We start from the raw sequence: 20,556 nt of genomic DNA on the forward strand, positions 1-20,556 counted from the left end.
GCCTGGACCGCTCGGTAATCGGCCGTCAAGGGGTCAGCGTGGGGGCTTGGGCGGCGCACCCATCGTGTCTGGCGACATCGGCTTCAGGCCGCCGCAGTCGGCGCCCAGCCACTTGGCGTTGACGGTCATGTCCATGACCTGCTTCTGCGCGCCGCGCGTCACCGTGGTCTTGCTCTTGACGGTGTAGGCCTCGGGGCTCGTGAACACCGCTTCGCCTTCGGACTCGCTGGGCGGGTTGGTGCACACGGCGGACCACTTCCAGCTGCTGGCCGTGCGGTTCTTGAAGTCGGTGGTGCAGCCGTGCTGCGTGCCGCGCCAGTTGCCCTGGTCGAGCGACTCCTTGGTCATGCAGATCTTCATCGTGCCGTCGCCGGCGCCGAGGTCCATGCCCTTTTGCTTCATGACCTCTTCCATGCGCTTGCGCGCTTCGGGCGGCATGTTCTTCATGTGCGCGCCCATGTCCATGGCCTGGCCGCCTTGCGACATGCGCGAGTTGTGCAGCTGCCAGAGGCCGGGTTTGATGGGCGGGGTCTGGGCCTGGGCCGACGCGGCGAGCGTCAGCGCGAGGCCCGTGAGACAAGCGGCAAAGCGTGCGGGCATGGCGGGTCCTTGTCGTGAGGCGATGAACGCCGGGGTTCACGATGATGGCACCGGCGACCGGGCGCCGGCTACCGGGGCCGCACTACCGCAAGAAAACGGCGTTCGGCAACTCGTCGCGGTTGGCTTCACCGGGCGCCAGCGGAAAGTGCTGCGCCAGCCAGCCGCCGACCGTGTCCACCGCCTGCGCGAGGCCGGCTTCGATCTGCCCGCCCTTGAACGCCGCCGACATGCCGGCCGCCACGCCCTCCCACTGCGCGGGCGTGATGAGCGGGTTGAGCCCACGGTCGGCCACGATCTCGATGCGGTGTTCGGCCAGCAGCAGGTAGATCAGCACGCCGTTGTTGCGCTCGGTGTCCCAGACGCGCAGCTTGCCGAACATCGCGATGGCGCGTTCGCGGGCGCTGGCACGCCGCCACAGGTAAGACGTGGGCAGGCCAGCTTCGACGCAGATGCGGATCTCGCCGCTGTGCGTCAGCTCGCTTTGCTCGACGCGCTGCTGCAGGCGCTGCAAGGCGCCGGTGCCGAGCGCGCGCTGCGAGTCGCTGGCGTCGAGCCAGAGGTGGCGCGCTATGCGCACGAGGCGGTTGGTCTGAGGGCTTGTCGTCATCGCATCACCAGTCGCCCGAGGCGCCACCGCCGCCGAAGTCGCCGCCGCCGCCCGAGCTGAAGCCACCTCCACCGCCCCAGCCGCTGGAGCCCCCGCCCCCGCCGCCCCAGATCACCGGGCCGCCGCCGCCCCGGCGCGAGCCCACGCCCATCACGCCGACCAGCAGCAAGGCGAGCAGGCCGGCGCCGCCGGCGATGAGCAGGCTGGTCGTCCACCACCAGCCGAGTGCGCCCACGGCACCGGCCGTGGCGACCGAGCCGAGCTTGCGGCCCATCACGCTGGTGAGCACGCCACCCAGGATGGGCGCGCCGACGAACAGAAAGATCGCCAGGTCGCCCAGGTCGAAGCCGCCGCCGCTCGGTCCGCCCGGCGAGCGGTCGGTGGCCGAGGGCTCGGGCAGCCCCTCGGTGCCAATGCGCGCGGCGAGGCGGTCGATGGCCTGGTTCAGCCCACCGGCGAAGTCGCCCGCACGAAACGCCGGCTGGATGCGGTCGTTGATGATTTGTTTGGCCGCGAGGTCGGGCACCGCGCCTTCGAGCGCCTTGGCGACCTCGATGCGCACCTTGCGGTCGTTCTTGGCGACGACGATCAAGAGGCCGTCGCCGACGTCCTTGCGGCCGATCTTCCATTGCTCGCCCACGCGCTGGGCGTAGGCGGCGATGTCTTCGGGCTGCGTGGTCGGCACCATCAGCACGACGAGCTGCGAGCCGCGCTCGCGTTCGAGCGCTTCGAGCTTGGCGGTGAGGGCCTGCACCTGCGGCGCGCTGAGCGTGCCGGTCTGGTCGATCACCCGGCCGCTGAGGGGCGGCACGGGCAGCACGTCTTGTGCCCTCGCGGCGAGCGGGGCCCACAGCAGCGCCCACAGCAAGGCCGTGAACAGGCAGAGGGCGCGCCACGGGTGTGGCGCGGTCACAAGACGCATCGGGCTGGCTTATTCCGACGCGGGGCGCGCGGCCGGTGCGGCCGAAGGCGGCGGGGCCTTGTCGAAGTTGACTGGCGGCGGCGTGCTGATCGTGGCTTCGTTCTGCACGGTGAAGCTCGGCTTCACGTCGTAGCTGAAGACCATGGCCGTGAGGTTGGTCGGAAAGCTGCGCGCCAGCACGTTGTAGTCGGCCACCGCCTTGATGTAGCGGTTGCGGGCGACGGTGATGCGGTTCTCGGTGCCTTCGAGCTGCACGCGCAAATCCTGGAAGCCCTGGTTGGCCTTCAGGTTGGGGTACTGCTCGCTGACCACCAGCAGGCGGCTCAGCGCGCCGCTCAACTCGCCCTGCGCCTTTTGAAACTTGTCGAAGGCCTCGGGGTTGTTGATGAGTTCGGGCGTGGCCTGGATGCTCGTGGCCTTGGCGCGCGCCTCGACCACCTTGGTCAGCGTCTCTTGTTCGAAGTTGGCCTCGCCCTTGACCGTGGCGACCACGTTTGGGATCAGGTCGGCACGGCGCTGGTACTGGTTCAGCACCTCGGCCCAGCTCGCCTTCAGCTGTTCGTCCAGGCGTTGAAAGTCGTTGTAGCCGCAACCGGTCAGGGTCAAGACGGCGGCCAGCATCAGCCCGCCGAGCCATCGGATGTCGATCATGTGCGTGTCCTCCTGGAAGGGGGATGCTAAACGCCCCCTCGGCGCAAACTGGGGTCGGCGGTGGGGCTTTCAAGCGGCCCCGCGCCCGCACCCCCGTCAGAGCGCCTGGGCGAGCGTCACCGCCTGCCAGGGGCCGCGCGACTGGCCGGTGGCGGCGGCCCAGTACCAGCTCGACGTGTCGGTGAACGCGTGGCCGGCCGCATCGACGATGCGCTCGCGCACGCGTTGGGCCTGGCCGTCGCGCTCGGCGACGAAGGCTCGCCACAGGCGGCCCTGCGCGTCGCGCTCCAGGCGGGTCTGCGTGATGCGGTGGCCGAGACCTCGGTAGCAGTCGGCTGCGGGGTGCAGCATGCGCGTGGGCGTGAGCACCTCGCGCAGCACCAGCACCTGCTCGCCATCGGTCAGGCGCGCGATGCGGCCCGGAAAGCGCGCCGCGAAGCGCCGCTCGACGGCCGTCATCGCCAAGGGGCGCAGCGGGCGGCCGTCCCAGGTGGTGGGCCATTCGGCGCCGTGCGGCACGGGCGTGGCCAGGTGCGGCCGCACGGCCCAGGGCGCCAGCGCGCAGGCGCTGAAGAGCAGGGCGCTGCCGCCCATCCAGCGGCGGGTGGCGTCGGGGTCGCGCGGTTTCATCGCGGGCCTTTCAGCGGACGCTCGCGCAGCACGGCGACCACCGCCGCGCACACCGCCGCCAGCACCGCGAGGCCGACGCCCGCGTGCACGGCCTCGGGCACCGGCGCCCCCCGCGCTTCGAGCCCCACCAGCACCAGGTTGCGCAGCACGTTGCCCATCAGCACCAGCAGGCCGACCGCCGGCAGGCGGCGCAGGAAGGCGCGATCGGGCAGCGCGCGGGCCAGCGCCATCACGCAGGCGCAGAAGTAGGCCATCCACACCATCTGCACGCCCGAGCAGGGCGCGTCCACGACGATCAGCTGGCCGTTCACCTGCATCGCGCTGCCGCTGCGCTCGGCCGCGACCCCGACCGCGTTCAAGGCCCGCGTGCTCAGCTCGGCCGTCACCACCCGCAGCGGAAAGCCGGCATAGAACTGCAGCGACGACAGCAGCGGCAGGCTCAAGAGCGACAGCCCCGCGAGCGGCAGCCAGCCGGTGCCCGAGGGCAGAAACGCGCGCAGCCCCGCCGCGAGCGACAGCACCGCGATCGCCGCGCCGGCCAGCGGCGGCACGGCACCCGGGGCCAGCGACGCGAGCGCGGTGCCGGCCAGCGCGGCGAGCCACCAGCCCCGGCGCGGCCGGGCCCGCAAGCGGTCGCGCAGCAGCCAGACGGCCCCGGCCAAGGCGGCCAGCGCGACCACGCCCAGCGGGTCGTCCGACCCATCGCTCAAGCGCGCGGCGGCCCAGCGCCCATGCGGCCACAGCGCGAGGGCCTGCGCGCCCAGCCAGGCCAGCGGTGGCACGGCGTCGAGGCGCGCCTGCCAGCGGCCGAGCGGGTGGGTGGCGATCGTCGGGGTCATGCCGTTGGCCTCTCAGATGAAGCGGCGACGGCTGCGCAGCATCGCCGTCATCGCCAGCGACAGCACCACCAGCAGCGACATCCACACCGGCGGCTCGGGCGTGCTGGGCACCGCCACACCGACGGCCGCGACCGACACCCCGGCCGGCAGCGGGGCGGGGTGGTCCACCGTGTCGGGCGTGGCGTGGGTGCGCACCCGTTCGTCGATGGCGACGAAGCTGGTGTGGGCGGTGAGCAGGCTGTACTTGAGGCCCAGCGCGGTGATCGCGGCCTTGTGGGCGCCGTCGCCGTCGAGCGCCTCCTGGTCGCTCAGCATGGCGATGCGGTGACGCGCCCACAGGTGGCGCAGCGCGGCGGCTCGCGCGGGCTCGCGCAGGTCGGCCTTGACCTCGGCGCGGTAGGGGCCGCTCGCGGCCCGGCCTTCGACCACCACGCGTGCGTGCGTCGGGTCGCCCTGCCACTTGCCGAACAGCACCACCGGGCGGCCGCCCAGCACGTCGGGCAGCGCCTGCGGAAACACCTCGCTCGTCTGCAGGCCTTCGATGCGCGCCGTGACTTGCGTGAGCACCGGCGCTTCGATCATGCGGCGCAGGCGCTCGGCCTCGGCCGGGGCCGCCTGCGCGTCCGTCACGACGAAGGCTTCGCCGCGACCGGCGCGGGCCATGCCTTCGATCAGGTGGCGGTTCACGCTCGACCCGATGCCGAAGGCGAACACGTTCTGCTGGCCGAGGTGACGCGCGATCAGCTCGAACACCTCGTTCTCGACGCTGACGTAGCCGTCGGTGACCACCACCACGCTGCGCGACACCTCGGGCGCCTTTGGCAGTTCGGCGATGCGGCGCAGCGCCGGCACGATCTCGGTGCCGCCACCGCCTTCGACGCGCTCGAGCGTGTCGAGCGCGCGGTCGATGTTGGCGCGCGTGGCCGGCACCGCCGTGGGCGACAGCATGTGGCTGCTGCCGGCGAAGAGCAGCACGTTGAAGCTGTCACTCGGACGCAGGCCGCCGATCAGGTCGCGCAGCAGCGCCTTGGCCGTGTCGAGCGGAAAGCCATGCATCGAACCCGACACGTCCACCACGAACACGTACTCGCGCGGCGTGATCTCGCGTGGGCTCACCTCGCGCGGCGGCTCGACCATCGCCAGAAAGAAGTTCTCGCCAGCGTCGGCCCCGCGGCCCTGGTACAGCATCAGCCCCGACTGCAGGCCCGCGCCCGCGAGGCGGTAGTTCAGGATGAAATCGCGGTTGTTCGCGGCCCGGCTGCCGGCGCGCAGCGTCACGGTGGCCTGCTTGCTGCCCGTGCCCTGCACCTCGATGTCGTGCGTGCGCGAGTGGATGTCTTGCAGCGGCATGGGGGCATCGAGCGTCAGCTGCATCTCGAAGCGCGTGGGGGTTTCCTGCCCCGGCTTGAAGAAGGGCGACGCGGCCCAGCGCTTGGCGCCGGCACCGGCCGCCGAGGGCGAGCCATAGCGCGGGCCCACGACCGTCGGGAAGACGAAGCCGTACAGCCCGTCGGTCGGCGACAGCAGCTCGGTGTAGCGCAGCTCGACCTGCACCTCGTCGCCGGGCAGGATGTTCGCCACGTTCATCTGGAAGACGTTCGGGCGGTGTTGCTCCAGCAGCGCGGCGGCCTTGCCTTCGTGCTTGGCCGCTTCGTAGTCGTGCCGGGCGCGCTGCTTTTCTTCGATGCGCGCGGTCAGCACCCGCTCGCCCAGCTTCACCTGCATCGCGTGCACGGCGGCCTGTGTCGAGCCCGGGAAGACATAGCGTGCCTCGATGGGCTTCTTGCCCTCGTTGCGGTAGCGCTGGGTCACGGTGACGTCGGCGATCACGCCGGCGACGCGCACGTCCACCTGCGTGGCCTTCAGCGGCAGGCGGTCGGTTGCGGGGTCGCCGTTCTCGATGAAGAAGTACGGACTTTCGGCCCGAGGCGGCGCGGCCTCGGCGGCACAGGCCGGCGCGGCCCACACGGTCATCAGCGCGGCCGCGACGGACAGCAACGCGCAGGCGATGACGCGCGCCAGGCTCGACATCGGCCACCAACGGATCGGGAACATGGGTCTCTCCTTGCGGGCCGCTCGGTGGGGCGGCGTTGGCGGCAAGGATCGAAGCGCGGCGCGAAGGCGGTTTGAAGCCCGTGCGGGCGAATGTGAAGTCGGTGTGAAGCCGCCGCGCTCAGTGCGCCGGCGCGTCGGTCAGCGGCAGCGACAGCGTGGCCAGCGCGCCGCCTTCGCCGTGGTTGACCAGCGTCACGCGGCCGCGGTGCAGTTCGGCGATCTCTTTGACGAAGGCCAGGCCCAGGCCGGTGCTGCGCTTGTGCGTGGCCGGGCGCGCGAGCGAATAGAACTTCTCGAACACCTTGTCTTCGGCGTAGTCGGGAATGCCGGGCCCCTGGTCGCGCACCTGCAAGTCCACGCTGCGGCGTTGCCGGCTCCAGGTGACCGTGACCCGCCCGCCGGGCGGCGAGAAGTCAAGCGCGTTGTCGATCAGGTTGGCCAGCGCGCGTTGCAGCAGGAAGGCATCGCCCTCGACGGCCAGGCGATCGTCGGCGGGCTCTTCGACGACGAGCTCGAGCCCGCGTGCGGTGGCCACCGGCTGAGCGCTTGCGGCCACGTCGCGCAGCAGCGTGCGCAGCGGAATCACCGTCGGCTGGTCGAGCTGCTTGCGCGATTCGAGCGCGGTCAGTTCCATCATGCGATCGACCAGCTCCTGGATGCGCTGCGTCTCGCGTGCGATGTTGGCGGCGAAGCGCGCGCGGTCGGCGTCGGGCATGGGCTCTTGCAGCAGCTCGGCCGCGCCGCGGATGGCCGACAGCGGGCTCTTCACCTCGTGCGTGAGCGTCTGCACGTAGTCGGCCACGTAGTTGCGGCCGGCCAGCGCGTCGCGCATCTCGTCGTAGGCCGCGCCGAGCGCCCCCAGCGCACGCCGGCCCAGGCGCGGCAGGCTGAACGAGCGCTGCGCGCGCACGTAGCGCACGTAGTCGGCGATCACGCCGAAGGGCCGCACCAGCCACATCGAGACGATCAGCACGAACAGCAGCACCGCGCCCACCGAGCTGATGCCCACCAGCAGCGTCTTGCGCCGCGCCGCATCGACGAACTGCCCGAAGCTCTGCACCGGCTTGCCCACGCTGACGGCGCCGATGATCTCGTCGCCCGCGCGCACCGGCGAGGCGACGTACATCACCGAGGTGCGGCGGTCGCCGGCGATGTCGGGCGTCGAGCGTGCGCCGTACTCGCCGCGCAGCGCGCGGTGGATGTCGCGCCACTGCGAATGGTCTTGCCCGACCTCGCGCTTGAGCGAGTCGAACAGCACGCGGCCGGTGCGGTCCACCACCGTCAGGCGCAGCTCGAAGCGGGTCTTCTCGACGCCGTAGATCTCGGCGCGGAAGTTGCGCGCGTAGACCGACTGGAACAAGGGCCCGAGCGACTCGACCTGCACCGCGCCGCCTTGCGATTGCGCCTCGACCAGTGAAGCGATCAGCAGCGAGGTCTCGACCAGCGACTCTTCGGCCGACTCGCGGTAGCGCGGGTCGATGTCTTCGAGCTGGCGGTGCATCAACCAGCCCGCGCCGATGGCGTAGGCCAGCAGGATGCCGATGAAGATGCGGGTGCGCTTGCTCATCCGGCCGATGCTATCGGCCCGGGTGGGTGCTCACGCAGGCATCAGGCTGTCGGTGGCGCGGCAGACGCGGCCCTTGCCGGCGTGTTTGCCGCCGTACATCGCAGCGTCGGCGCGGCGCAGCAGGGCGTCGGCGTCGCGGCCGTCCTGCGGGGCCACCGCATAGCCGACTGTCAGGCCCACGCGCACCTGGGCGTGCGGCAGCACGAAGGGTGCGTCGCAGCAGGCCAGCAGCTTCTGGCCGACCTGCTCGGCCTCAACCTCGCCGCGCAGCTGCGAGGCGACCACCACGAACTCGTCACCGCCCATGCGGGCCACGACGTCGCCGGTGCGCACCGCGTCTTTCAGGCGCTGGCCGACCTGCTTCAGCAGCTCGTCGCCGGCCTCGTGGCCATGGGTGTCGTTGACGGGCTTGAAGCCGTCGAGGTCCATCAGGTACACGCCCACGAACTTGCCGGCGGTGGCGTTGTCGAGCAGCGGTTGCAGCGCGAGTTGCAAGCCGCGGCGGTTGAGCAGGCTGGTGAGCACGTCGGTCTGCGACAGCAGCACCACGCGGTCATGCTCGCGCTGCACCTGCGCGGCCATGCGCTTGAGTTCGGCGGTGCGCACGTTCAGCACCATCAGCCAGGCCACGGCCTGCAGCGTCGAGGTGAACTGGTAGGCCGAGGTGGACCAGGTGGCCACTGGCAAGCTGCCACGCGCGAGCCCCGTGGCGACGATCACGCCGAACAGGTACATCACGAAGCCGGCGAAGGTCCAATAGGCTGCGTGGTCACCCATGCGCGCACGGCGGAAGACCACCGGGATCGCCAGCAGCATGGGCAGCGGGCCGATGATGGCGGTGGCCGTCATCGTCAGTCGGTAGCTGAGCAGGTCGGTGGCGAAGCCGGACGCCGTGACCAGCGCGGCCACACCCACCGTCAGCATCGCGCGGCCGAGCCGCGGGGCGATGGCGCCGAAGTCGAGCGAACGTTCGACGAAGAACGAACCGGTGCCCAGCGTGATCAGCGTCATCAGCAGCAGGATCTTCTGCGTCAGCCAGGCTGAATCGGGCCACAAGTGCAAAGGCCCGAGCCCGCTGTAGCCGAAGAAGAACAGCGTGCTGGCACCGACGGCCAGCGAGTACCAGATGTACAGCGGCTCGCGCGTGAACAGGAAGGCGCCGACCGTGTACATCAGGATGCACAGTCCGAAGCCCAGGCCGAGGCTCTGCACGGCGCTGACCTCGCCTTCGGCGAGCATGAAGTCGCCCGTCCGCTGCAGCGAAACCGGCAGGATCATCGGGCCGGTGGTGCGCAGCTTGAGCCACAACTCGGTCGCCCCGGTGGCCGGCAAGTCGATTTCGACCGCGTGCGGGCGCGTGCGCGCCGGCCGCTGGCTGACGGTGAGGTGGTCGCCCATCACGACGGTGCGCAGCACGCGGCCATCGACCACGACGTACAGCCGGGCGTCGTCGAGGGAGGGGTAGTCGATCGAGAACCACCAGGCGCCACGCGGCGTCTGCGCCGGCAAGGCCATGCGCACCCACAGGGTTTCGGTGCGCGGGCCGAGGTTCGCGTAGGGCACCGCGGGCGTCTTGAATTCGCCGCGGCGTGCATAGGCCTGCGCGAAGTCCATCGCATGCGCCGGGTCGCTCAGCACCGTGGTGTGGGGCCACAGGTCGATGTGCCCTGCAGGGCGCGTCGCTTCGGTCGCAGCGGGCGACGCCTGCGCCTGAGCCTGCTGCGCCACCGCCCCCAGCACCAGCCAGAGCGCGAACGCGAGCCAGTGCGCCAGCCACCGGCTGGGCTGGGGGGATGAAACGGTGCGTGGGCGGTGGTTCAAAGTGGTGTGGGGCGGTTGAAGGCCCACTCTGCTGTCACGAGGCGTCAATGCAAGAAGCTTGCACCGGTTTCCCCATGCGACTCATATCGGCGGGCGCGCTGCAAGACTAAGTGCAACATTCCACGTTTCCGAATGCGGGAAAGCCCTGTCGCGGACCTGAGGGGTGCGACATCGGTCACGGCCGTGACGGAAGCACGCTTGGCAGGTCTTCGGCCCAGGCATACCCGCTGCCGCGATGGGTGCGGATGGGCTCCAGCCCGGGGGCGATCTGCTTCATCTTGGCGCGCAGCGTCTTCACATGTGCATCGATCGTGCGGTCGAGGCTGTCGCTGGCATCGTCCCACACGCGGTCGAGCAGCGTCTCGCGGCTGAACACATAGCCCGGCCGCGCGGCCAATGTCTGCAGCAGGCCGTACTCGTAGCGGGACAGCTCGAGCAACTGCCCATAGAAACGAATCTGACGCTTGCCTGCATCCACATGCAGTGGCGACGGGGCAGCCGGTGCCGTGGCGGCTGTCGGGGCCACCGACGCGCGCCGCAGGATGGTGCGCACACGCGCCACCAGCTCACGGGGCGAGAAGGGCTTGGGGACGTAGTCGTCGGCACCGAGTTCGAGGCCGACGACGCGGTCGATCTCGTCGCTGCGCGCGGTCAGAAAGATCACCGGCAGCTGCGGCGCGTGGGTGCGCAGTTGCTTGAAGACCTCGAACCCGCTCGCGTCCGGCAGGCCCACGTCGAGGATCACGAGGGCCGGCGTCGCCGCTTGCGCATCGGCCAGGCCCGCCGCGCCGGTCGCGCACCACACAGGCTCGAAGCCTTCGGTGCGCAGGGCGTACTGCAGCGTGTCGGCGATGCCGGGTTCGTCTTCGACGATGAGGATGCGCGGTTTCATGCAGACAGCAGTGAACGAGAGGAGCGGCGCCATCGAAGCGGCGCGGGCCGAGCGTGGGGCCGCCCCAAGCCGGCCTGCATCCCCTCGGGGGATCGCGTCCCGTACCGCGGGAAGCGAGGGATGGTCATTCCGTGGGCAGAAAGCCTTCGATCGACAGGTAGCGCTCGCCGGTGTCGTAGTTGAAGCCCAGCACCGTGGCGCCGTTCGGCAGCTCGGGCAGCTTCTGCGCGATGGCTGCGAGCGTGGCGCCCGACGAGATGCCCACCAGCAGCCCTTCCTCGCGCGCGCAGCGGCGGGCGTAGTCTTTCGCCGCCTCGGCCTCGACCTGGATCACGCCGTCGAGCAAGGCCGTGTTGAGGTTCTTCGGGATGAAGCCCGCGCCGATGCCCTGGATGGGGTGTGGGCTGGGCTTGCCGCCGCTGATGACCGGCGACGCGCTCGGCTCGACGGCATAGACCTTCAGCTTCGGCCACTGGGCCTTCAGCACCTGCGCGCAGCCGGTGATGTGGCCGCCGGTGCCGACGCCGGTGATCAGCGCATCGACGCCGCTCGGGAAGGCGCTCAGGATCTCGTTCGCCGTGGTGCGGGCGTGGATCTCGATGTTGGCCGGGTTGTCGAACTGCTGCGGCATCCACGCGCCCGGGGTCTGTTCGACCAGCTCTTTCGCGCGGGCGATGGCGCCGTTCATGCCCTTCTCGCGCGGCGTCAGCTCGAAGCGCGCGCCGTAGGCCAGCATCAGGCGGCGGCGCTCGATGCTCATGCTCTCGGGCATCACCAGGACCAGCCGGTAGCCCTTGACCGCCGCCACCATCGCCAGGCCCACGCCGGTGTTGCCCGAGGTCGGCTCGATGATGGTGCCACCGGGCTGCAGCACGCCGTCCTGCTCGGCCGCCTCGACCATGGCGAGCGCGATGCGGTCCTTGATCGAGCCGCCCGGGTTGCTGCGCTCGCTCTTCACATAGACGCTGTGGCTGTTGCCGAACAGCCGGTTGATGCGGATGTGCGGCGTGTTGCCGATGGTTTGCAGAACGTTCTGAACCAGCATGGAGGCCTCCTGGGTTGCGTGCGGCGATTATTGGCGTGTCGGTGGCGGGCGAAGAAGTTTCACCGCAAAGACGCCAAGGGGCGCCAAGAACGCCAAGCGGCCACAAGACCGAAGCCCCTGCTTCTCTTGGCGACCTTGGCGTTCTTGGCGCCTTGGCGGTGAAAAGACCCGGGCCGACCACCGGACACGCCCAGGGAGCCACCCGCGATAATCCGACGATGTTCGCCCCCCTCCAAAACGACAGCTTTCTGCGCGCCTGTCTGCGCCAGCCCACCGAGCACACCCCCGTCTGGCTGATGCGCCAGGCCGGTCGCTACCTGCCCGAGTACCGCGCCACGCGCGCGAAGGCCGGCAGCTTCATGGGGCTGGCGACGAACACCGACTACGCGACCGAGGTCACGTTGCAGCCGCTCGAGCGCTACAAGCTCGACGCCGCCATCCTGTTCAGCGACATCCTGACCGTGCCCGACGCCATGGGCCTGGGCCTGAGCTTCGCCATCGGCGAGGGCCCGAAGTTCGAGCGCACCGTGCGCGACGAAGCCGCGGTCAACGCGCTCGCCGTGCCCGACATGGACAAGCTGCGCTACGTGTTCGACGCGGTCACGTCGATCCGCAAGGCGCTCAACGGCCGCGTGCCGCTGATCGGCTTTTCGGGCAGCCCGTGGACGCTGGCCTGCTACATGGTCGAAGGCGGCGGCTCCGACGACTACCGCCTCGTCAAGACGCTGATGTACAGCCGCCCCGACCTGATGCACCGCATCCTGGCGGTCAACGCCGACGCGGTCGCGCAGTACCTCAACGCGCAGATCGACGCCGGCGCGCAGGCCGTGATGGTGTTCGACAGCTGGGGCGGCGTGCTGGCCGACGGCGCCTTCCAGGAATTCAGCCTCGCTTACACACGCCGCGTGCTCGAAAAGGTCAAGACCGAGAAAGACGGCCAGCGCATTCCCCGCATCGTCTTCACCAAGGGCGGCGGGCTGTGGATGGAGCAGATCGCCGACATCGGCCCCGACGTCGTCGGCCTCGACTGGACGGTGAACCTCGCCGACGCGCGCCGGCGCATCGGCGACCGCTGCGCGCTGCAAGGCAACCTCGACCCGAACGTGCTGTTCGCGCCGCCGGACCGCATCCGCGACGAGGTCACGAAGGTGGTCGAAAGCGCCGGCGCGGCGCCCGGCCACATCTTCAACCTGGGCCACGGCATCAGCCAGCACACCCCGCCCGAGCATGTGTCGGTGCTGGTGGACACGGTGCACGAGGCCTCGCGGCGCCTGCGCGCGGCGCGCTGAGGCCGGCCCCACCCCGACCGCGTCCGGCACTCGCAGGAATTCGCGCCACCGGCCGGTAAGTGAACACTCAGGGCTTGACTTATCCCCAAATTGCGGCATGCGACGAAGTACCGTTTCGGCTGCGGCGCTGCAACACAAAAGTTAGGGGTGACCTCGCTAAGTTGTTGATTTTATTGAGATCAGCAATTGCTACAGAAATGTGCAATCCAGCGCGAAGCACGGTGAATCAAGCATTTAGCGCGGCTGTGGGCAGGTTTCCCACAAAGTTATCCACAGAAAGCGTGGAAAGCTTGGAAAAGCCTTATCAATCAGTGACTTAATGGCTTCCCCTCAGATGGGTTCGAGAAATTCGAGGCAAGTTCAAGGGCTGTTTCGGTGATGGCCGACACGCAGCGCGTGCAAGTGGCGGTCGAGTTGCCGCAGCACGGCGGCCTGCACGGGGTCCTTGACTACCTGAGTGAGCGCGCGCTCTTGCCAGGTGCCCTGGTGCGGGTGCCGTTGGGGCGGCGTCAGGTGCCGGGTCTGGTCTGGGCGGCCGACGCGACGGGCGCCGGCCTCGAACCCGGCGTCGCGCTGAAGCCGGTCGCCGAGGTGCTCGATGCCATCCCCCCGCTGCCGCCGCGCTGGTGCGAACTGGTCGGTTTTTGCGCCGCCTACTACCAGCGCAGCCTGGGCGAGGTGGCGATGGCGGTGCTGCCGCCCGAGCTGCGCAAGCTCGACAACGCCCAGCTCGCCAGCCGCCTGGCCCGTTGGCGCAAGGCCTGGGCCAAGCCCCAGCCGGTGACCGAGCCGCCGCCGCGCCCGGCGCTCAACGACGAGCAGCGCGCTGCGCTGGCCCAACTGGCGGCGCTGAACCAGCCCGGCGCCGCTTCGACCGTGCTGCTGCACGGCCTGACTGGCAGCGGCAAGACCGAGGTCTACCTGCACGCCGCCGAAGAGGCCCTGGCTTCGGGCCGGCAGGTGCTGGTGCTGGTGCCCGAGATCAACCTCACGCCACAGCTCGAAGCGCGGTTCGCCGAACGCTTTGCCAGCGGGGCGACGCCGCGCCGCATCGTCTCGCTGCACAGCGGCCTGACCCCGGCGCAGCGGCTCAAGAACTGGCTCGCCGCGCAACTGGGCGAGGCCGACCTGGTGCTCGGCACGCGCATGGCGGTGTTCGCGCCGCTGCCGCGCCTGGGGCTGGTGGTCGTCGATGAAGAGCACGACCCCTCGTACAAGCAGCAAGAGGGCGCGCGCTACTCGGCACGCGACCTCGCGGTCTACCGCGGCAAGCTCGAAGGCTGTTGCGTGGTGCTGGGCTCGGCCACGCCCTCGCTCGAAACCTGGCAGCGCGCCGAACAAGGCCGCTACCAGCGCCTGACGCTCGGCCAGCGCGTCGGCGGCGGCGCGCTGCCGGCCGTGCGGCTGGTGGACATGAACCTGCTGCCCAAGGTGAAAGGCGCCACCACGGCGCTGTCGCCGCCGCTGATCGCCGCGATGGCCAAGCGGCTGGAGCGCGGCGAGCAGAGCCTGGTGTTCCTGAACCGCCGCGGCTACGCGCCGGTGCTTCACTGCGGCGACTGCGCCTGGAAGAGCGGCTGCCCGCACTGCAGCGCCTGGCGTGTCTTTCACAAGCTCGACCGCACGCTGCGCTGCCACCACTGCGGTTTCACGCAGCCGGTGCCGCGCGCCTGCCCCGACTGCGGCAACCTCGACATCGCGCCCATGGGCCGCGGCACCGAGCGGCTCGAAGAACAACTCGCCGCGCACTTGCCCGGCGCGCGCATCGCCCGCATCGACGCCGACAGCACCCGGCACAAGGGTGCGCTCGAAGCGCAGCTCGCCGCCGTGCACGCGGGCGAGGTGGACGTGCTGGTCGGCACGCAGATGATCACCAAGGGGCACGACTTCCGCCGCATCACGCTGGTGGCCGCCGTCAGCCCCGACAGCGCGCTGTTCAGCAGCGACTTCCGCGCGCCCGAGCGCCTGTTCTCGCTGCTGATGCAGGCGGCGGGCCGCGCCGGGCGCGACGCCGCGCAGGCCGCGCGCAGCGAGATGTGGGTGCAGACCTGGCACCCGACGCACCCGCTGTACGCCGCGCTGCGCACGCACGACTACAACGCCTTCGCCGCCAGCCAGCTGAAAGAGCGCGAGATGGCCGGCCTGCCGCCGTTTTCGCACCTCGCGCTGCTGCGCGCCGAAGCGCGCACCGCACAGGCCGCGCGCGAGTTTCTCGAAGCCGCGGCCCAGCAGGCCCAGGCCCTGCCCGGCGCCGAGCAGTTGCTGGTCTACCCGCCGGTGCCGACCACCATCGCCCGCGTCGCCGACGTGGACCGCATGCAGATGCTGATCGAAGCGCCTGCGCGCGGCGCCCTGCAACGCGTGCTCACCCCGTGGATGGACGCATTGCCCGCGCTGCGTGCCGAGCACAAGGGCGTGCTGCGCTGGGCGCTCGACGTCGATCCGCTGGCGATCTGATCCGGCCGCAGCGAGGCGTCACGCAGAATGCACCGGCCATGAGTTCAACCCCCGCCGCCCCTGCCGCGCTCGACGCCCTGATCGACCAGCTCGAAGATGCGCGGGCCCGCCGGGTGGCGCTCGACATCCGCGGCGGCGGCAGCAAGGCCTTCTACGGTGAGTGGCCGCAAGGCGAGCCCTTCGATGTGACCCGCTTCGCTGGCATCACCAGCTACGAGCCGACCGAACTGGTGGTCACCGCGCGCTGCGGCACGCCGCTGGCCGAGCTGGAGGCGGCGCTCGCCGAGCGCGGCCAGTGCCTCGCCTTCGAGCCGCCGCGCTTCAACGCCCGCAGCACGGTCGGCGGCATGGTGGCCAGTGGCCTGTCGGGGCCGTCGCGTGCGAGCGTCGGCGCGCTGCGCGACCACGTGCTCGGCGCGAGCCTGCTCAACGGCCGAGGCGAGGTGCTCAACTTCGGCGGGCAGGTGATGAAGAACGTCGCGGGCTACGACGTGTCGCGCCTGCTCGCGGGCTCGCTCGGCACGCTGGGGGTGATCCTCGAGGTCTCGCTGAAGGTGCTGCCCCAGGCGCCGGCCACCGCGACGCTGCGCTTCCCGTGCGACCAGGCCACCGCGCTGCTCAAGCTCAACCAGTGGGGGGGCCGCCCGCTGCCGCTGAACGCCAGCGCCTGGTGGGACGGCATGCTGGTGCTGCGCCTGCGCGGCGCGCTCGCGGCCGTGCAGGCGGCGATGAAGGCGCTGGGCGGCGAGGTCGTCGAGCCGGCCCTGGCGAGCGGCTTCTGGACCGGCCTGCGCGACCACAGCGACGAGTTCTTCGTGAAGGCGCGCGACGCGGTCGAGCGCGGCATCGCGCTGTGGCGCCTGTCACTGCCGCCGACCGCGCCGCCGCTGGCCATCGGCGGCGAGACGCTGGTCGAGTGGCACGGCGCACAGCGCTGGCTCGTCACCGCGACGCCCGCCCACCTGGTGCGCGAAGCGGCGACGAAGCTCGGCGGGCATGCGACGCTGTTCGTGGCGCGCGACAAATCACCGGGCGTGTTCGCGCCCTTGTCGCCCCCGCTCGAACGCATCCATCGCCAGCTCAAGCAGTCGTTCGACCCGGACGGGCTGTTCAACCCCGGGAGGTTGTATGCGGGGTGGTGAGATCGGTGGACTTCGCGGGCTCTTTCAACGCAAAGGCGCAAAGGACCGCAAAGCACGCAAAGGGAATACAGAAAGCATTCTTCTTTTCTTGGCGACCTTGGCGTTCTTTGCGCCTTTGCGTTGAAAAGGCCGTCGCCCGCCTCCGCCCTCGATCGAAGCGCCACCATGCAAACCCAGCTCGCCCCGCAGTTCAAAGGCACGCCCGATGGCGACGAGGCCGAGGCCATCTTGCGGCAGTGCGTGCACTGCGGCTTCTGCACCGCGACCTGCCCGACTTACCAGGTGCTGGGCGATGAACTCGACGGGCCGCGCGGGCGCATCTACCTGATCAAGCAGGCGCTCGAAGGCCAGCCCGTCACGGCCAGCACGCAGACGCACCTGGACCGCTGCCTCACCTGCCGCAACTGCGAAACGACCTGCCCCTCGGGCGTGCAGTACGGCCGGCTGGTCGAGATCGGCCGGGCGGTGGTCGATGCCCAGGTCGAACGCACGCCGCGCGACAAGGCCCAGCGCTGGCTGCTGAAAGAGGGCCTCACTTCGCCGTTGTTCGGCCCCGCCGTGAAGCTGGGCCAGTGGCTGCGGCCGCTGTTGCCCTCGGCCTTGCAAGACAAGCTGCCGGCCCCGGCCTTGCCGCACGCGCACGACTGGCCGACGCAGACCCATGCGCGCAAGGTGCTGCTGCTGACCGGCTGCGTGCAGCCCGCGCTGGCGCCCAACATCAACTCGGCCACGGCGCGCGTGCTCGACGCCGCAGGCATCCAGACCCTGGTGGCCGACCACGCCGGTTGCTGCGGCGCGATGCGCACGCACCTGGGCGACCGCGAGGGCGGCCTGGCCGACATGCGCCGCAACGTCGATGCCTGGTGGGCGGTGATCCAGTCGCACCAGACATCGCAGCCCATCGAGGCCCTCGTGATGAACGCCTCGGGCTGCGGCGCGACGGTGAAAGAGTACGCCCACGCGCTGCGCCACGACCCCGCCTATGCCGAGCGCGCGCAGCGCATCGTCGAACTCACGCGCGACCTGAGCGAGCTGCTGCCCGAGCTGGTGCCCAAGCTCAAGCCGCGCCTGCGCAAGCACCGCGACCGCCACCTCGCCTACCACGCGCCCTGCACGCTGCAGCACGGCCAGCGCCTGCGCGGCGGGGTCGAGGCGCAACTGGCCGAACTCGGCTTCGAGGTGCGCACGCCGGCACACGAAGCGCACCTGTGCTGCGGCTCGGCCGGGGCCTACTCGGTGCTGCAACCCGAGATGGCGACGACGCTGCGCGCGCGCAAGCTCTCGCACCTGGAGCCGCTGCAGGCGCAGGTCATCGTGTCGGCCAACATCGGTTGCATCCAGCACCTGCAGGCCGGCACGGCCATACCGGTCAAGCACTGGGTCGAGGTGCTTGACGAGGCGATCAGCCCCACCATGCGCCGGTGACATCGGCGTGACAGCGCCGACCCTCGGCGCTGGGGTGTCACCCTGAGGCCACGGCCGGCGAGCGTCTTCGATTTGTCATACGGCTGACCCTGTCGGCTGCTGCAATCCCTAGGTCGATTCGGACAACACCGACGCGTGCCCCGCTGCCCCGCTGCAGCGTGCGCGTCACGAACCTTTGGAATTGCAATGAAGAACACCCTGCTCGCCACCGCCGTCGTGGCCGCGCTGGCCGCCATGGCCGGCACCGCCTCGGCCCAGTCCAGCGTCGTCATCTACGGTCGCGTGGACCAATCCATCGCCCAGCAAGCCGACGCGGTGAAGAACCGTGAAATGCGCCCCGGCTCGGGCAACCGCCTCGGCTTCCGTGGCGTCGAAGACCTGGGTGGCGGCCTGAAGGCCTTCTTCCAGATCGAGCACCGCTTCAACGCCGACGACGGCACCGCCAATTCGATCTTCTGGGCTGGCAAGTCGCTGGTCGGCGTCGAAAGCAGCTTCGGCCGCGTCTGGCTCGGCCGCGACGAAAACCCGGCTTACCTGCTGTCGCAAACCGTGGCGGACCCCTGGGGCACCGACACGGTGGCCGCCAATGCCACGATCGTGAAGGGCCGCATCGGCGCGCAGCGCTACGCCAACTCGGTCAACTATGCGGTGTCGGCCTCGGGCTTCAGCTTCGGTGCGCAGATCGCCGAAACCACCGACAACGCGCCCGGCGTGGATTCGGGCTCGGTGGCCGGCGGTGTCGCCGTGGACCGCCCCTACAGCCTGGGCCTGGGCTACAAGGCCGGCAACCTGCAGCTGGGTGTCGGCTACGAAAACCCGGCCGATGCCGACGACGACTGGACCTCGCTGTTCGCGGCCTACAACTTCGGGGTCGTGCGCCTGGGCGGCTTCATCGGGGCGGGCACCAATGCCATCAACCAGAAGCACGACGCCTACCTGCTGTCGGCGACCTCGCAACTCGGCAGCGGTGAGCTGCGCCTGAGTTACGGCCAGCTGAAGAACAAGACCGTCACCACCAACAAGATCAAGGACAAGCAGCTCGGCCTGGGCTACCACCACGCCTTGTCGAAGCGCACCACGCTGTACGTGGACCTGGTCAACGAAAAGCGCGACGGCATGGCCGCCAACCTCGAAAAGACCGGTTGGGACTTCGGCATCAAGCACAACTTCTGATCGCCCGACCGACCCCGCATTGCGACTGTTTCATGCCCGGCTTCGGCCGGGCTTTTTTTCGTCGGTGTGTGGGGTGAGCCTGCGCGTCGCAGCGGCTCAGAAGCAGCTGTCTTCGCTGCGCTTGTGGCCCAGGCAGCGTTGCACCATCTCGTCGAGGTGCACCGGCGCGGCGGGCGGCAGCTTCTGCCAGCTCACGCGGGACTTGGCGGGCTCGAACTCGTTGAGCCCGGTCACGCGCTTGCGCCGCTGGGTCAGAAAGTTGACGCTGGTCTCGCTGCGCTCACCGCTCATGCGCGAGAACTCCCACGCGTCGAGGCCGATCAGGCGCAGTCGCTCGCCTTCGAGGCGAAACGCGTGCGTGCGCTGCGAGACCCAGCCGCTGCCGCAGCTCAACCAGAAGTGCTGCGTGATGCGCAGCGCGCCGCGCGCGATGCGCACGCCGCCGGCGTCGAGCGGGTCATCGAGGCAGGGGTTGTCTTCGCTGTGCTGGCTGGGCAGCACGCCGTCGAAGTCACCCAGCACGCGGTAGGCCTCGTCGGTCTTCAGCAGCACCCGCAGGCGGCGCGGGTTGAGGTTGAGTTCGGGGGCGCCGAGGCCCTCGTTCTTCTTGCGCAGCGCGGGGTCGTCGCGTTGCAGCACGATGGCGACATCGGCCCGGCCGTCCTTGTCGAGGTCGCCCTCGCTGTGGCTGAACACCGTCCAGCCGGCCGGCACCCACAGCCGCCACGAGACCGGCAGATGGATCGAATGGGCCTGCGCCGGGCCCAGCGCCGTGCCCAGCAGCAAGGTCGCCACGCGCCAGGCCAGCCCGGCGCGCGTCACTCGCCGGCCCCGCCTTGCAACTCGAAGGAGTTGAGCACCGCGTCGAGCCCGCGTTGCAGCTTCTTCATGTCCTCGACGCCGACCTGCGTCATCACGATGGCCTGCTGCTGCGGCCCTTCGACGTGGAAGAACTGCGCTTCGAGGTGCTCGGTCATCACGCCGAAGACCTTGATGCCGAAGCGCTGGCGGATCGCCGGCACCTCACGCCCGCCGACACGGCCCGTGAAGGGGCTCGACGTGGTGGGCAGCACCTCGGCCAGCTTCACCGGACCGACGTTGAACATGCGCTCGATCTCGCCGCTGCGGCCGCCTTCGACGTCGGTCGCGAAGCCTTCCAGCGTCATGTCGGCCCCGGCGGGGGCGGTGATCACGACGATCACGGAATCCGACGGACCTTCGAGCGAAATGCTGTTGACGCCGCCACCGAGCGACTCTTCTTCGGTCACCGACCAGCTGTCGAGGTAGGCGAACCGGGCGCTGTCGCCGGCATAGCGCGCGACGCCGGGCGGCGCCTTCGAGCACCCGAGCACGACGACCACGAGCGCCAGCGCGAAGAAGCTTCGGAACGAATGTCGGGGCAGGGGGGCGGTGCGCATGGGGCCGAGTCGTGCAGTGGATG

The 20,556-nt window shown here is 70.2% G+C and carries 18 protein-coding genes; 5 read left to right on the forward strand and 13 right to left on the reverse strand.

Annotated features, from left to right (window positions below; all coding sequences use genetic code 11):
* Positions 1-33: 33 nt before the first annotated feature.
* The 11 genes from AC1KAT_RS20375 to cysK all read right to left on the reverse strand — a co-directional run bounded on the left by AC1KAT_RS20375 (position 34) and on the right by cysK (position 11,629).
* Positions 34-600: a DUF3617 domain-containing protein gene (locus AC1KAT_RS20375; RefSeq protein ID WP_480328821.1), complete on the reverse strand. Its 567-nt coding sequence runs from the start codon at positions 598-600 to the stop codon at positions 34-36.
* An 82-nt stretch (positions 601-682) separates the two neighbouring features.
* Positions 683-1,207: a TPM domain-containing protein gene (locus AC1KAT_RS20380; protein ID WP_480328822.1), complete on the reverse strand. Its 525-nt coding sequence runs from the start codon at positions 1,205-1,207 to the stop codon at positions 683-685.
* A 4-nt stretch (positions 1,208-1,211) separates the two neighbouring features.
* Entirely contained in the window at positions 1,212-2,129 is a 918-nt protein-coding gene (locus AC1KAT_RS20385; RefSeq protein WP_480328824.1) for a TPM domain-containing protein, read from the reverse strand.
* A 9-nt stretch (positions 2,130-2,138) separates the two neighbouring features.
* Entirely contained in the window at positions 2,139-2,780 is a 642-nt protein-coding gene (locus AC1KAT_RS20390; RefSeq protein WP_480328826.1) for a LemA family protein, read from the reverse strand.
* A 96-nt stretch (positions 2,781-2,876) separates the two neighbouring features.
* Entirely contained in the window at positions 2,877-3,410 is a 534-nt protein-coding gene (locus AC1KAT_RS20395; protein WP_480328828.1) for a hypothetical protein, read from the reverse strand.
* Positions 3,407-4,249, reverse strand: coding sequence for an exosortase Q (xrtQ, locus tag AC1KAT_RS20400; RefSeq protein ID WP_480328830.1), 843 nt, complete (start codon positions 4,247-4,249; stop codon positions 3,407-3,409). The genes AC1KAT_RS20395 and xrtQ overlap by 4 nt, the downstream gene beginning before the upstream one ends.
* 12 nt (positions 4,250-4,261) lie before the next feature.
* Positions 4,262-6,304, reverse strand: coding sequence for a VIT and vWA domain-containing protein (locus AC1KAT_RS20405; RefSeq protein ID WP_480328832.1), 2,043 nt, complete (start codon positions 6,302-6,304; stop codon positions 4,262-4,264).
* A gap of 118 nt (positions 6,305-6,422) precedes the next feature.
* Positions 6,423-7,871 carry a two-component system sensor histidine kinase CreC gene (gene creC / locus AC1KAT_RS20410; RefSeq protein WP_480328834.1) on the reverse strand — a complete coding sequence of 483 codons (1,449 nt, stop codon included), beginning with the start codon at positions 7,869-7,871 and terminating at the stop codon, positions 6,423-6,425.
* A gap of 30 nt (positions 7,872-7,901) precedes the next feature.
* Positions 7,902-9,692, reverse strand: coding sequence for a diguanylate cyclase domain-containing protein (locus AC1KAT_RS20415; RefSeq protein ID WP_480328836.1), 1,791 nt, complete (start codon positions 9,690-9,692; stop codon positions 7,902-7,904).
* A gap of 175 nt (positions 9,693-9,867) precedes the next feature.
* Entirely contained in the window at positions 9,868-10,584 is a 717-nt protein-coding gene (creB, locus tag AC1KAT_RS20420; protein ID WP_480328838.1) for a two-component system response regulator CreB, read from the reverse strand.
* Between the two features lie 124 nt (positions 10,585-10,708).
* Entirely contained in the window at positions 10,709-11,629 is a 921-nt protein-coding gene (gene cysK, locus AC1KAT_RS20425; RefSeq protein ID WP_480328840.1) for a cysteine synthase A, read from the reverse strand.
* 218 nt (positions 11,630-11,847) lie between these two features.
* Here cysK and hemE point away from each other — a divergent pair, with 218 nt between their 5' ends.
* The 5 genes from hemE to AC1KAT_RS20450 all read left to right on the forward strand — a co-directional run bounded on the left by hemE (position 11,848) and on the right by AC1KAT_RS20450 (position 19,115).
* Positions 11,848-12,918 (forward strand): uroporphyrinogen decarboxylase, encoded by a 1,071-nt coding sequence (hemE, locus tag AC1KAT_RS20430; RefSeq protein ID WP_480328842.1) that lies wholly within the window; start codon positions 11,848-11,850, stop codon positions 12,916-12,918.
* A gap of 378 nt (positions 12,919-13,296) precedes the next feature.
* A complete protein-coding gene (locus AC1KAT_RS20435; RefSeq protein ID WP_480328844.1) occupies positions 13,297-15,375 on the forward strand; it encodes a primosomal protein N' in 2,079 nt (692 codons plus the stop codon).
* 38 nt (positions 15,376-15,413) lie between these two features.
* The gene (gene glcE / locus AC1KAT_RS20440; protein ID WP_480328846.1) at positions 15,414-16,517 is read left to right on the forward strand and encodes a glycolate oxidase subunit GlcE; all 1,104 of its coding nucleotides are present in this window, start codon (positions 15,414-15,416) and stop codon (positions 16,515-16,517) included.
* Between the two features lie 165 nt (positions 16,518-16,682).
* The gene (glcF, locus tag AC1KAT_RS20445; protein WP_480328848.1) at positions 16,683-17,942 is read left to right on the forward strand and encodes a glycolate oxidase subunit GlcF; all 1,260 of its coding nucleotides are present in this window, start codon (positions 16,683-16,685) and stop codon (positions 17,940-17,942) included.
* A 186-nt stretch (positions 17,943-18,128) separates the two neighbouring features.
* Positions 18,129-19,115, forward strand: coding sequence for a porin (locus AC1KAT_RS20450; RefSeq protein WP_480328850.1), 987 nt, complete (start codon positions 18,129-18,131; stop codon positions 19,113-19,115).
* 96 nt (positions 19,116-19,211) lie between these two features.
* Here the strand turns inward: AC1KAT_RS20450 and AC1KAT_RS20455 are convergent, their stop codons facing one another.
* Both AC1KAT_RS20455 and AC1KAT_RS20460 read right to left on the reverse strand, forming a co-directional pair.
* Positions 19,212-19,937, reverse strand: a complete 726-nt coding sequence (locus AC1KAT_RS20455) for a hypothetical protein (RefSeq protein WP_480328852.1) — start codon at positions 19,935-19,937, stop codon at positions 19,212-19,214.
* Entirely contained in the window at positions 19,934-20,533 is a 600-nt protein-coding gene (locus AC1KAT_RS20460; RefSeq protein ID WP_480328854.1) for a hypothetical protein, read from the reverse strand. Before AC1KAT_RS20460 ends, AC1KAT_RS20455 begins: the two co-directional genes overlap by 4 nt.
* Positions 20,534-20,556 lie beyond the last annotated feature (23 nt).

The sequence above is a fragment of the Piscinibacter sp. PDB5-1 genome (assembly GCF_056676035.1).